The following is a 12,573-nucleotide window of genomic DNA, read 5'->3' on the forward strand; positions in this document are numbered from 1 at the left end:
GGAATCTCCTGGTTACAACGGACTGATGACTTGAGCCGGCGCGCTGATCTGGCTGCCCGCCAGCGGCAAGCGCAAGGTGAAGCACGTGCCTTGACCGAGGCTCGACTGCACTTCCATCTGGCCCTTGTGATTGTTGGTGATGATGAAATACGAAACCGACAGGCCAAGACCAGTTCCCTGCCCGATTTCCTTGGTGGTGAAGAACGGCTCGAAGGTGCGTTTACGCACGCTTTCGGACATGCCAATGCCGTTGTCTTCCACTTGGATTTCGGCCCATGGCGGGTTCAAACGTGTGCGTAGCGTGATTCGCCCCGGCTCGCTGTCTTCCGGCCGTTGGTGGATGGCTTGCGCTGCGTTTTTCAGCAGATTGAGCAGCACCTGTTCCAGCTCGTTGGCAGTGCCGGGGACCGGGCCAAGCTCGGGATCAAACTGGCGCGTGATGTTCTGGCCTTTGAAATCGAAACCGATGGTGAGGTCGAAGTCGTTGCTGGCGATTTCTACCGCCTGATCGATCAGCGCGGGCAGGTCACAGGGGGCCATTTCGCGGTTGCTGCGACGGCTGAAACTGAGCATGTGGCTGACGATTTTCGCCGCCCGCGCGCCTGCCTGTTGAATGCCGTCGAGCAGTTTGGGCACTTCTCGCGCATTCAGATACTGATTGACCGCTGTCAGCTCGACCCCATCCTGCTCGGCCTGCTCCAGATTCTTCGGAAGTTCGGGCGACAGGCGCCGACGAATGTTCTGCACGTTATGCAGGATCGCGCCCAATGGATTATTGATTTCGTGCGCCATGCCAGCCGCGAGGCCGCCCACCGAAAGCATCTTCTCGGACTGCACCATCATTTCTTCCAGCGACAGACGCTGCGTGATGTCGTCGATGCGGATCACCACGCCACGCCCCGCACCACCGGTGAGCGGGTAGAAAGTCAGGGCGTAGTGCCGCGATTCGTCGCCCTTGACCCAGGTCACCCGCTCGATCTTGGTCACGGTATGGCGCTCAACGGTTTGCTTGATCTGCGGCAGAAACGACTTCATGGGCGGGAAGGCCAGGAAGATCGGCTGATTCAGCGCCTCGTCCAGCGGCGTGCCGGAAAGCGCCCCGGCTTCCTGATTCCATTGCGTGACGTACAGCTGTTCATCCAGCGCAATCAGTGCTGACGGCATCGAGTCAATGATGCTGTTGAGGTAATTCTGGAAACCGGTGAGCTTCTTCTCGATCTTGCTGCGCACCTGGACTTCCAGCTCCAGCTTGCGGTTGGTGTGGCGGGTTTCTTCGGCCAGACCCTGCGCTTGATCGTAGGCATCCTGGGAGTCGTCGCGGGCGCGTTTGAGTTGCTGCTCGCGAGCTTCCATACGCGACAGCATGGTGTTGAACGCTTCGGCCAGACTGCCGATTTCATCGTGGTTGCCGGGCTCTGCACGCAGCGCGTAGTTTTCTTCGCGAGTAACGCGTCGCGACAGGTCTTCGAGCTGGTAAATGGGCTCGGTGATGAAGCGACGAATTTGCCGCGCCACGCCCGCCCACAGCAACACGCTGAAAATCAGAATCCCAAGGCTGGCGGTGAGCGTGCCGGTGTAGAACGCAGTGGGCAGTTCGCTACTGGCGACCAGCAGCAAATGGCCCTGCGCGCCATCGGGTTTGGGGACCGGAATGACCTGGGTATTGCGAAACTCGGTGATGCGCCAGGTTTCCAGATTGCGGAAGTGGTCGGGAAGCCTGAGTTTGTCACCCTGTTGGACTTGCGCCAGACGATTGCCATCGGCGTCGTACAACGCTGCGGCGCGCAGAGGCCCGTAGTTCTTCAGTTCCTTGAGCAGCGCCTGGCTATTGGCAGGGGAGGCCAGGGCCTGGGCCGACAGGCTTGGGTTGCTGATCAGCCGGCCAATGGTCTGCAACGCCTGCGGGGCCATTGCTTCCTGGGAGATGTAATAAGCGGCGCTGATGAACGTCAGGTTTGCGACCACCAACACAGTGGTCAGCAGGACCAAAAGGGCGGCCAGCAGCTTTTGGCCGACCGGCAGGTTTTCCAGGCGTTGGCGCAAGGGCATGGGGCGCGATCACAGGCAGATGAGGAACAGGCAGGGTAGCGCTGTTCAGTTCCCGCGAAAACCCGCGACGCACATTTGCTCGTCCTCAGTGAGCGCGGTCGTCAGTCGATGCGCAGGCCGTGCAGGCTCAGATGGTTGATGAGGCGTTCGCGCAACCGATTCAACGCCGGGGCCGGACATTGATGACGCGCCGCAGCGGCGCAGACATGGCCCAGCAGGTAACTGATCTCCGTGCGGCGTTTTTGCACGACATCCTGGTACATCGATGAGTAATTGGCCGCCGTCGCCTGAATCACGCGCAATACATCGGCGTGCAGGTCGAACGCTGCCGCTGGCTGGCCGCAGCACTCCAGCACTCGGACCAGCTCTGCGCACAGCGTTGCGACTTCAGCATCATGTTCGAGCAAGCCGCCGTTGCGACAGCCGTACAACACGGTCAGCGGATTGATCGCGCAATTGAATGCCAGCTTGCGCCACAGGCGGCTCAGGATGTCCGGGGCCCACTCATGGGCGATGCCAGCGGTTTGCAATTGGTCTAGCCAGTCGGGCGGCGTTGGGTCGGCTGGATCGCCCAGCCAGTTGAAACCCTGGCCTGCGAAGACCACGCTGAAATCCTGATCAAGAAACGCACCTTCGGTGCTGGAAATCGAGATGCAACGAGCGGCCGGAATGCAAGCGGCTACTGCGTCCTGGCTTCCCAGGCCGTTTTGCAGCAACAACACGTCTGCACCGGGCGCGAGGCGTGATGCAACGCTTAAAACCGCCTGCTCAGCGTCATAGGCCTTGCATGCCACCAGCAAACGTTGAATCGGCTCATCGCTGCGTGGGATTTGTGCCGGGATGGCGTAGGTATGACGCTGGTCCTTTTCGTTCAGGGTCAGCCCGCCTTTTGCTTGATAGGCCGCCAGTCGCGCTGCATCCCGGACGATCAACTGCACCGGGAGACCCGCGCGAAACAGGCGCGTGGCCCACAAACTCCCCAGACTGCCCGCGCCGAGAATATGCCAGACGGCTGGCATCAGCAGTCACGCCCTGAAGGACAGATCAAAGGCGAAATAAAGGAAACCGACATCGACATCAAAGGCTCACAGTGAAGGTAGGAAAAGTCTCGTTATAATGACCGGGCTTTCATAACGTCAAGTCAGGCGCGCTCCATCTACAGGCTGAGCCGCGCCGTTCAATTGGAGAATTTACATGCCCTCGTTCGACGTAGTGTCGGAGCTGGATAAACACGAAGTCACTAATGCCGTCGATAATGCCATCAAAGAGCTCGATCGTCGGTACGACCTCAAAGGCAAAGGCAGCTTCGAATTCAAGGAAAAGGACCTGGCGATCACCCTGACCGCCGAGGCTGACTTCCAGCTGGAAGCGATGCTTGAAATCCTCAAGCTTGCTCTGGTCAAACGCAAGATCGACGTGCAGTGCCTGGAGACCAAAGACCCGTTCGCCTCGGGCAAGCTGATGAAGCAGGAAGCCACGCTCAAAGAAGGCATCGACAAGGAGCTGGCGAAGAAGATCGTCGCTCATATCAAGGACGCCAAGCTCAAGGTCCAGGCCGCCATTCAAGGCGAGCAAGTGCGCGTGACCGGCAAGAAGCGTGACGATTTGCAAGAAGCGATGGCCGTGTTGCGCGGTCACGAATTCGGCATGCCGCTGCAGTACAACAACTTCCGCGATTGATTGCCCAATCCTGCCAGCGCTGCCGTTCGCCGGGAACCTAAGGGTTTTGCGGGCGTCGGAGGGCTGAGCCTGACCGAAATAACGCGCATCTGATTGTCGTTATTTCGGTCAATTGTTTTATGAGCAAGGAGACATCGATGGAGTTGAACCTGGAAAATCAGGTGGATCATCTGGTCAAGGCCTCCCAGGCCTGGATCCCGATGATCATGGAGTACGGCAGCCGCGTGCTGCTGGCATTGGTGACATTGACCGTCGGCTGGTGGCTGATCAACCGCCTGACCAGCAAGATAGGCGCGTTACTGGCGTTGCGTCATGCCGATCTGGCGCTGCAGGGCTTCATCAGCACCCTGGCGAACGTCATTCTGAAGATCCTGCTGATCGTCAGCGTGGCCTCGATGATCGGGGTGGAAACCACGTCCTTTGTTGCAGCCATCGGTGCGGCCGGTCTGGCGATTGGTCTGGCGCTGCAAGGCAGCCTGGCTAACTTCGCTGGCGGGGTGTTGATTCTGTTGTTTCGCCCGTTTCGCATTGGCGACTGGATCGAAGCGCAAGGTGTTTCCGGCACGGTCGATAGCATCCAGATTTTCCACACTGTGCTGCGCACCGGCGACAACAAGACCGTGATCCTGCCAAACGGCAACCTGTCCAACGGCATCATCACCAACACCAATCGTCAGCCGACGCGCAAGATCACCTTTGACGTGGGTGTGGATTACGAGGCGGATCTGAAGCAGGCGATGCAAGTGCTGCTGGACATGGCCGATGATCCGCGCGTGCTCCAGGACCCGGCGCCGCAGGCCGTGGTTGCTGCGTTGGGCGACAGCTCGATCACTGTGTCGCTGCGGGTCTGGACCAAAACCGGCGATTTCGGTGAAGTTTCGAATCGCTTCAACGCCGAAGCCCGCGACCGTTTGCGTGCCGCCAACATCGACATCCCGTTCCCGCAACGAGTGATTCGTGTGGTGCAGGAAGACGCTGCGATGAAGTAATCAGTACCGCATCAAACGAAAGGCCCCGGCTTGAGAAAGCACGGGGCCTTTTGCTGTGCACTCGAACGGCGCTCATCAAACATCTGGCTGGCTACCTATTGTGGGAGGGAGCTTGCTCGCGAAGATGATGGTGAACCAACACATCTTTATTGGCTCGAACATCACATCGCGGGCAAGCGCGCTCCTACAGGTTTAGCGGCGCACGTCAGGGCTGATCATTCACCGGCGTTTGCGTCGGCAGTGCCTTGGCGTCCTCGATCAGCTTGTCCTTGCGCGATTCCTGAACCCAGTGCAGGGCAATCATCAGCAAGGTCGGTACGCCCATCAGAGCGGTCGCCAGGAAGAAGTTGTGGTAGCCAAGCTTCTCAACCATCACCCCTGAATACCCGCCGATCAAGCGCGGCAGCAACAGCATGATCGAGCTGAGCAGGGCGTATTGCGTGGCCGAGAACTTGAGGTTGGTCAGGCTCGACAGGTACGCCACGAAGGCTGACGTCGCGAGCCCCGAGCTGAAGTTATCCAGCGAGATCGTCACGATCAGCATCTTCAGGTTCGGGCCCATGTCGGCCAGCATCAGAAACAGCAAATTGGTGGACGCAGACGTCATGCCGCCGATGAACAAAATCGGCAAGATGCCAAAACGCACAATCAACAGGCCGCCGAACCCGGCGCCGACGAGGGTCATGATCAGGCCAAAAATCTTGCTGACGCTGGCGATCTGATCCTTGGTGAACCCCTGATCGATATAGAACACGTTGGCCATGACGCCCATGACCGTATCGGACATGCGATAGGTGGCGATCAGGCCGAGCAGCAGGAACGCTTGCCAGCGGTAGCGCAGGATGAAGTCGTTGATGGGGGTAAGGACCGGCGCCAGACCCCGCCTGCCGATGGACGACAGGCACAGCGTGGTGAGGATGGTGTAGAGGATGGCGCGCAGGAACGCGCGGTCTTCCATCAGCAGGTCTTTCCAGGTCGTGCCTTCGAACAGCACGCTGGCGAAATCGGTGTTGTAGAGCTGGGTGAACATGGCTGGCACAGAGACCAGCAGGATGATCAGCACGAATACTGACGCCAACTGGTGAATGAAGCCGTAGCGCGCCGCCGAAAGCTGCGTGCGCATTGGCACCGCAGGCTCGCGCATGATCAGCGTGGTGACCAGCGCTGGCAGCATCAGCAAGCCGAACAGCACGTAGGTGCCGGTCCACGCCGAATGCTTATAAGCGAAGCCGGTTGAGCCGAAGCCTTCAGCGAAATACAAAGCCCCCGCCGTCGCCAGCAGCGCGGCTACCCGATAACCGGCCATGTAGCTGGCGGCCAGGGTGGCTTGTTGGCTGTCGGATGCGATTTCCAGGCGGTAGGCGTCGATGGCGATGTCTTGGGTGGCGGACGAGAACGACACCACCACGGCAATCGCGATCAGCCAGGACAAATGCTGCTGTGGATCGCAGAAACCCATGCCGATCAGGCCGAGAATCACCAGAGATTGAGACAGCACCAGCCAGGAACGCCGACGCCCGAGCCGCCCGAGTATTGGCAGACGCCATTGATCGAGCAGCGGGGACCACACCCATTTGAATGCATAGGCCAGACCGATGAGGCTGGCATAGCCAATGGTTTCACGGGCGACGCCGGCTTCGCGCAACCACACTGAAAGCGTAGAAAAGACCAACATGTAGGGCATGCCGGCGGCAAATCCGAGCAGCAGCAGTACAAAAGTCGACGGGCTGGCATATGCGGCGAGCGCGGCGCGCCAGGTTTTGCGGGGCATGGGCTGGAATCTGCCTCAGGTTACGAAAACAAAGGGCGCACTCTAACCGTTGTGCTCTGTCGGACGCCAGCCATGGCGCAGCATATCGATCCGATTGTTACGGATGGTCACGCCCTCGGCCCTCAAACGAGCACGTTGCTCCTCGCCCGAAACCGTTCCGGGAAGCAAACTCAACTTGCCACCTGCGCCGACCACCCGATGCCAGGGCAACGTCGAACCATCCGGCAACTGGCTCAGGCTTCGGCCAACAAAGCGTGCCGCTCGTCCCAAACCCGCAAGATCGGCCAATTGCCCATAACTGACGACTTTGCCTTCCGGCACCTGATGCAGGGTGAGATAAAGCGCCGTTTTCCGGGCCTCAGCGGGCGATTGGCCGCTGGGGTCTTCTGGCGCGGGGGACTGTTCGGTCACGCATTCGTTCCTGATAAAAGATAAGTGGAAAATTTCGACAAGGAACTTGGGAAATTTCCTACGGTCTGTGAGTGCTGTGTTGGTGGTCCTTGGATTGCCTAGACGTTATCTCCATGGATAATGCCCGATTTTTCGCAAACACGAGCCCTACCGCCGCCTATGTTGTCCAGAACTTTGCTGTGCCTTGCCATCACCAGTGTCTCCACTCCCTTGCTTGCCGATACCGTATGGTTGAAGAACGGCGACAAGCTGACGGGCACGATTAAAGTGTTCGATGGCGGCAAATTGCTCCTCAATACCAAGTACGCGGGCGATATCCCGCTGGACTGGAAAGAGATCAAGACGCTGGAGAGTGACCAGCACTTGTTGGTCAAGCAAGATGCCTACAACGGCGAAATCTCCAAATCGTTGAAAGCGGCTGACGATGGCAAGGTCACGCTGGCCAACGGCGATGCGCCGAAGACGGTAGATCTGGCCAGTATTCAACAGATCATGAAGCCCAAGCCAATCGTCACGGACCTGGTCTGGAAGGGCAATATCGATGCGGCCCTGGATTTCCAGCGCGCCGAAAACGATACCGACGATTACAACATTGCGTTCAAAACCACGGCGACTCACGGCCAATGGCGACATAACGCCAAGGGCGAGTACAACCGCGAAGCGCAGGACAAGATCACCACGACCAACAACTGGGAAGCCGAATACTCGGTGGACCGGTTCATCACTGACAAGTGGTTCTGGGACGGTCGCATCACCTACAAGCGCGACACGATCGAAGACCTGGCGCGTCAGCGTGTGGTCGGTACCGGTCCTGGCTACCAGTTCTGGGATGACGAGTTGGGCGCGTTCAAGCTGGGTGCGTTGATTAACCGCACTGATTTCGAATACTCCAATGGCGAGAAGGACAACTTCTATTCCGTTGCAGGCACTTGGGATTACAACCGTTACCTGATCGGTAAAAAGGTCGAGTTCTTCACCAACGGCGAAGTCGGCAAGCCGCTCAGTGGCGTGGCGGATTACAGTCTGGAAAGTGAAATCGGCCTGCGTTACAAGGTTACCGAGTGGGCTTCGCTCAACGTCAAGGCTGAGAAAGACATCATCAGCGGGTCATCGGACGGTGATCTGGACCGCACGCGCTATACCGCAGGGTTTGGCGTCGCCTGGTAATACGTTTTTATTGTGGGAGCGGACCTGTCCGCGAAAGCCATCTGTCTGGCGCGGAAGATGTATCGGATAGGCGGGCCTCTTCGCGGACAGGTCCGCTCCCACTTTGGTTAACCTGCAATTTCCCCATCTGGCACCCGCCAACGATAACGCTTATCGTATTCGCATCCCCGCTTGGCATTTGCCAGCGCCTCCTTCCGCGTTCGCCGGATTTCATTTTCAGGAGCCCCTCCATGAGCGCCAAAGCTGCCCGGCAAGCCCGAGAGTTGTTGCTCAAAGAATATCGCGGCGTGTTGTCGACCCATTCCAAGTCGATGCCCGGTTTCCCCTTCGGCTCAGTGGTGCCGTACTGCCTGGACGATCACGGTCGCCCGTTGATCCTGATCAGCCGTATCGCCCAACACACCCACAACCTGTTGCTCGACAACAAATGCTCGCTGTTGGTGGGGGAGCGCGAGGCAGAAGATGTCCAGGCCGTGGGGCGAGTCACGGTCATGGCCGAGGCGGCGAAGGTCACTGATGAGGCCGCGATTGAAGCCGCCGCGCAACGTTATTACCGCTACTTCCCGGAATCGGCGAGTTACCACAGCGCCCATGACTTCGATTTCTGGGTGCTGGTGCCGGTGCGTTATCGGTTTATCGGTGGTTTTGGCGCGATTCACTGGCTCGACAACGTTTCGTTGCCCAACCCGTTTGCGGGCGCTGCTGAAACCAGCATGGTCGAGCACATGAACGAAGATCACACCAAAGCTATCGCGCATTACGTCGAGTTGTCGGGTTTGCCCAAGACAGAGCCTGCCACACTGGTGGGAATCGACAGCGAAGGCATGCACCTGCGAATTGGCCACAGCCTGCACTGGCTGGGGTTTAGCGAGCCGTGTAATACGCCGACACAAGTGCGCCAGGCCTTGGTGCAACTGGCTCACGCCGAAAAATGGCCGACCGCTGAGACGATTGAGGCTTGAATTCACAACCTTGCGACGTCACTTAGGTTTTATTGGAAGGCATTCTTCCGTCGAGGAACTCATTTGATGCGTGTTTTTCTGTTTCTTTTTTTGCTTTTTCCGGTGCTTGAGCTGTTTGTACTGGTGAAAGTCGGAATGTCCATCGGCTTCCTGGCGACCTTCCTGTTGGTGGTCGCAGGTTCCATGTTGGGGCTGTTCATTATTCGTGTCGCAGGCTTTGCTACGGCGTTGCGTGCCCGTGAAGCCCTGTCGCGAGGCGAGTTGCCAGCACAACAGATGATGGACGGTTTGATGATGACGGTGGGCGGCGGTCTTCTGCTGCTACCGGGCTTCATCAGTGACGTGCTCGGCTTGATCTGCCTGCTGCCGTTTACGCGCAAAGCCTTGGTCGTCAAGGTCCGCCAGCGGGCTGAAGCCTCTGCTGCGCGCCGACGTGCATTCGCGGATGACCCGTTGGCAGGTGGCCCTGTACCGCCTGGCGCGCATCGTCCCGGTGCGCGTAAACCGGACGTGATCGAAGGCGAAGTCATCGAAGGTGAGTTCGAACATCGCGACAAGTGATCGGCCAGCAACTCTGCGCGGCGCCTTCGGGTGCCGCGTTTGTTTTTACGGCTGCGACTGTCACAAAAATTTTCTGCTTTGGCCTTGTAATCAGCTTGTGCGCCCTTATGTATGGGTCACCGCAAGGTTTCTGGCGCGTTTCGCCAGACCGTATTCTGCGGTTCGCTCGCGAACCGTAACCGGCAAGCCCGGATGTTTAAACTCGCCGGCGCCATCGCCGGACCTTCAAAAACCATAATCAGGAGATCGACAATGAAGCTTCGTCCTCTGCATGACCGCGTCGTAATCCGTCGCAGCGAAGAAGAAACCAAAACTGCTGGCGGTATCGTTCTGCCGGGTTCGGCCGCTGAAAAACCTAACCGTGGCGAGATCCTCGCTGTCGGTACTGGTCGCGTTCTGGACAACGGTGAAGTTCGTGCGCTGGCCGTGAAAGTGGGTGACAAAGTGGTGTTCGGCCCTTACTCCGGCAGCAACACTGTGAAAGTAGACGGCGAAGACCTGCTGGTGATGAGCGAGAACGAAATTCTCGCAGTCGTCGAAGGCTGAGTGATTCCCGCGCATTTTCCCGTTACTACAAAGTATTTAAGGAATATCGATCATGGCTGCTAAAGAAGTTAAGTTCGGCGACGTTGGCCGTAAAAAAATGCTCGCCGGTGTAAACGTCCTGGCTGACGCAGTAAAAGCAACGCTGGGTCCAAAGGGCCGTAACGTCATCATCGAGAAAAGCTTTGGCGCTCCACTGATCACCAAAGACGGTGTGTCGGTTGCCAAAGAAATCGAGTTGAAAGACCGTTTTGAAAACATGGGCGCGCAGCTGGTCAAAGACGTTGCCTCCCGTGCCAACGATGACGCTGGTGACGGTACTACCACTGCAACCGTTCTGGCTCAAGCCATCGTCAACGAAGGCCTGAAAGCCGTCGCTGCCGGCATGAACCCGATGGACCTGAAGCGCGGCATCGACAAGGCGACCATCGCCATCGTTGCTGAGCTCAAGAAACTGTCCAAGCCTTGCACCGACACCAAAGCAATCGCTCAGGTCGGCACCATCTCGGCCAACTCCGACAATTCCATCGGCGACATCATTGCCGAAGCCATGGAAAAAGTGACCAAAGACGGCGTTATCACCGTTGAAGAAGGCACTGGTCTGGAAAACGAACTGTCGGTTGTAGAAGGCATGCAGTTCGACCGTGGCTACCTGTCCCCGTACTTCATCAACAAGCCAGACACCATGGTTGCCGAGCTCGACAGCCCGCTGTTGCTGCTGGTTGACAAAAAGATCTCGAACATCCGCGAAATGCTGCCAGTTCTGGAAGCAGTGGCCAAAGCCGGCCGTCCGCTGTTGATCGTTGCCGAAGACGTTGAAGGCGAAGCCCTGGCGACTCTGGTTGTGAACAACATGCGCGGTATCGTTAAAGTCGCAGCCGTCAAGGCTCCAGGCTTCGGCGACCGTCGTAAGGCCATGCTGCAGGACATCGCTGTCCTGACTGGCGGCACCGTGATCTCCGAAGAAATCGGCCTGAGCCTGGAAACCACTACCCTGGAACACCTGGGTAATGCCAAGCGCGTTGTGCTGAACAAAGAAAACACCACCATCATCGACGGTGCTGGCGTTCGTACCGACATCGACGGCCGTATCGCTCAGATCCGCCAGCAGATCGGTGATACTTCTTCGGACTACGACAAAGAAAAACTGCAAGAGCGTCTGGCCAAGCTGTCCGGCGGCGTTGCAGTGATCAAAGTCGGCGCTGGTTCCGAAGTTGAAATGAAAGAGAAGAAAGCCCGCGTTGAAGACGCCCTGCACGCAACCCGCGCAGCCGTTGAAGAAGGCGTGGTACCTGGCGGTGGCGTAGCGCTGGTTCGCTCGCTGCAGGCAATCTCCGAACTGCGCGGCGACAACGCTGATCAGAACGTTGGTATCGCTCTGCTGCGTCGTGCGGTTGAAGCACCTCTGCGCCAGATCGTTGCCAACTCCGGTGACGAGCCAAGCGTTGTGGTCGACAAGGTTAAGCAGGGTTCGGGTAACTACGGTTACAACGCTGCTACCGGCGAATACGGCGACATGATCGAAATGGGTATCCTGGACCCGGCTAAAGTGACTCGTTCTGCTCTGCAGGCTGCGTCCTCGATCGCCAGTCTGATGATCACCACCGAAGCGATGATTGCTGATGTGGTTGATGACAAAGGTCCAGCTGGCGGCGGTATGCCAGACATGGGCGGCATGGGTGGTATGGGCGGCATGATGTAAGCCAGCCTCACCCCGATGTTAAAAAACCCCGCTTCGGCGGGGTTTTTTTATGGGTGTTTTTCAGGTTAACGCGGTCCCCTGTAGGAGCTGACGACCAGCGGGAGGCTGCGATGCGGTGGGTCGGGTGTACTGGGATTGTGTGTATATCCGGGAGCTGCATCGGTTCACGCAGTCACATGTAGGAGCTGACGACCAGCGGGAGGCTGCGATGCGGTGGGCCGGGTGTACTGCGATTGTGTGTATATCCGGTTTTTGGGGTGGGGCTGATATTGGTTCCGCCCTTACGGCGGGTCACTTTTGGCAAAAACGCCCCAAAAGTAACCGAAAGGTCTTCCTCCCGGTTTGGCCCTCCTTCGTCGGGTTCCCTCACTCCGGCGACGCTCCGTGGGCACGCCGCCATCGGCCATCCATGGCCGGGGGCGGCTAGCGCGGCATCCATGCCGCGCTGCCCACTCCGCGTCGCCTGCGTTCGGCCTGCACCCAAGTCGCGTTTTGCGGTGTTTGGGCTGGCGTGGGTGAAGATCAAGAGCATTTGCTTTTCTGCTTTTCTGCTTTTCTGCTTTGGGGCATTGTCCTGGGCTTTGTCACAACCCCGCAGGCCTCTCGCGAATGAATTCGCTCCTACAGGTTCTGTGTCGTGCCGAGATTTTGTGAGCGCCACAAAGTGCGACTTTGGAAGGCCGAGCGCAGGCGTTGCGTAGCCGGGCGCACGACATGGATGTCGTGCGAGCGCCGCTA

At 58.3% G+C, this 12,573-nt stretch carries 11 protein-coding genes; 7 read left to right on the forward strand and 4 right to left on the reverse strand.

The features are described from left to right. Window positions 1-12: 12 nt before the first annotated feature. The gene (locus tag ACWKV9_RS00775; protein WP_483834185.1) at window positions 13-2,049 is read right to left on the reverse strand and encodes a sensor histidine kinase; all 2,037 of its coding nucleotides are present in this window, start codon (window positions 2,047-2,049) and stop codon (window positions 13-15) included. 101 nt (window positions 2,050-2,150) lie between these two features. Further along, on the reverse strand, window positions 2,151-3,068 hold the full coding sequence (locus tag ACWKV9_RS00780) for a putative 2-dehydropantoate 2-reductase (protein ID WP_483834186.1): 918 nt from the start codon (window positions 3,066-3,068) through the stop codon (window positions 2,151-2,153). Window positions 3,069-3,243: 175 nt separating this feature from the next. On the opposite strand from ACWKV9_RS00780, the gene ACWKV9_RS00785 reads away from it, so the two are divergent. Together ACWKV9_RS00785 and ACWKV9_RS00790 are read left to right on the forward strand one after the other, a co-directional pair. Further along, the gene (locus ACWKV9_RS00785) at window positions 3,244-3,729 is read left to right on the forward strand and encodes a YajQ family cyclic di-GMP-binding protein (protein ID WP_483834187.1); all 486 of its coding nucleotides are present in this window, start codon (window positions 3,244-3,246) and stop codon (window positions 3,727-3,729) included. A 137-nt stretch (window positions 3,730-3,866) separates the two neighbouring features. Then, on the forward strand, window positions 3,867-4,718 hold the full coding sequence (locus tag ACWKV9_RS00790; RefSeq protein ID WP_483834188.1) for a mechanosensitive ion channel family protein: 852 nt from the start codon (window positions 3,867-3,869) through the stop codon (window positions 4,716-4,718). Between the two features lie 205 nt (window positions 4,719-4,923). Here the strand turns inward: ACWKV9_RS00790 and ACWKV9_RS00795 are convergent, their stop codons facing one another. Then, window positions 4,924-6,489, reverse strand: a complete 1,566-nt coding sequence (locus tag ACWKV9_RS00795; RefSeq protein ID WP_483834189.1) for an AmpG family muropeptide MFS transporter — start codon at window positions 6,487-6,489, stop codon at window positions 4,924-4,926. A gap of 42 nt (window positions 6,490-6,531) precedes the next feature. After that, window positions 6,532-6,900, reverse strand: coding sequence for an MGMT family protein (locus ACWKV9_RS00800; protein ID WP_483834190.1), 369 nt, complete (start codon window positions 6,898-6,900; stop codon window positions 6,532-6,534). Window positions 6,901-7,059: 159 nt separating this feature from the next. Between ACWKV9_RS00800 and ACWKV9_RS00805 the strand changes: the two genes are divergently transcribed. The 5 genes from ACWKV9_RS00805 (at window position 7,060) to groL (ending at window position 11,835) form a co-directional block, all read left to right on the forward strand. Beyond that, on the forward strand, window positions 7,060-8,067 hold the full coding sequence (locus ACWKV9_RS00805) for a DUF481 domain-containing protein (protein WP_483834191.1): 1,008 nt from the start codon (window positions 7,060-7,062) through the stop codon (window positions 8,065-8,067). 230 nt (window positions 8,068-8,297) lie between these two features. Further along, on the forward strand, window positions 8,298-9,029 hold the full coding sequence (locus tag ACWKV9_RS00810) for a HugZ family pyridoxamine 5'-phosphate oxidase (protein WP_483834192.1): 732 nt from the start codon (window positions 8,298-8,300) through the stop codon (window positions 9,027-9,029). Between the two features lie 66 nt (window positions 9,030-9,095). Beyond that, window positions 9,096-9,590 (forward strand): FxsA family protein, encoded by a 495-nt coding sequence (locus ACWKV9_RS00815; protein WP_483834193.1) that lies wholly within the window; start codon window positions 9,096-9,098, stop codon window positions 9,588-9,590. Window positions 9,591-9,842: 252 nt separating this feature from the next. Further along, entirely contained in the window at window positions 9,843-10,136 is a 294-nt protein-coding gene (locus tag ACWKV9_RS00820; RefSeq protein WP_268797778.1) for a co-chaperone GroES, read from the forward strand. Between the two features lie 52 nt (window positions 10,137-10,188). Continuing rightward, on the forward strand, window positions 10,189-11,835 hold the full coding sequence (groL, locus tag ACWKV9_RS00825; RefSeq protein WP_268797777.1) for a chaperonin GroEL: 1,647 nt from the start codon (window positions 10,189-10,191) through the stop codon (window positions 11,833-11,835). The last annotated feature ends 738 nt before the right edge of the window (window positions 11,836-12,573 follow it).

This window comes from Pseudomonas corni (assembly GCF_057128765.1).

What these genes read in the sequence shown, in the direction of transcription:
- ACWKV9_RS00775 (WP_483834185.1), bottom strand. Translation starts at nt 2,049, where the DNA reads ATGCCCTTGCGCCAACGCCTGGAAAACCTGCCGGTCGGCCAAAAGCTG.
- ACWKV9_RS00780 (WP_483834186.1), bottom strand. Translation starts at nt 3,068, where the DNA reads ATGCCAGCCGTCTGGCATATTCTCGGCGCGGGCAGTCTGGGGAGTTTG.
- ACWKV9_RS00785 (WP_483834187.1), top strand. Translation starts at nt 3,244, where the DNA reads ATGCCCTCGTTCGACGTAGTGTCGGAGCTGGATAAACACGAAGTCACT.
- ACWKV9_RS00790 (WP_483834188.1), top strand. Translation starts at nt 3,867, where the DNA reads ATGGAGTTGAACCTGGAAAATCAGGTGGATCATCTGGTCAAGGCCTCC.
- ACWKV9_RS00795 (WP_483834189.1), bottom strand. Translation starts at nt 6,489, where the DNA reads ATGCCCCGCAAAACCTGGCGCGCCGCGCTCGCCGCATATGCCAGCCCG.
- ACWKV9_RS00805 (WP_483834191.1), top strand. Translation starts at nt 7,060, where the DNA reads ATGTTGTCCAGAACTTTGCTGTGCCTTGCCATCACCAGTGTCTCCACT.
- ACWKV9_RS00810 (WP_483834192.1), top strand. Translation starts at nt 8,298, where the DNA reads ATGAGCGCCAAAGCTGCCCGGCAAGCCCGAGAGTTGTTGCTCAAAGAA.
- ACWKV9_RS00815 (WP_483834193.1), top strand. Translation starts at nt 9,096, where the DNA reads ATGCGTGTTTTTCTGTTTCTTTTTTTGCTTTTTCCGGTGCTTGAGCTG.
- ACWKV9_RS00820 (WP_268797778.1), top strand. Translation starts at nt 9,843, where the DNA reads ATGAAGCTTCGTCCTCTGCATGACCGCGTCGTAATCCGTCGCAGCGAA.
- groL (WP_268797777.1), top strand. Translation starts at nt 10,189, where the DNA reads ATGGCTGCTAAAGAAGTTAAGTTCGGCGACGTTGGCCGTAAAAAAATG.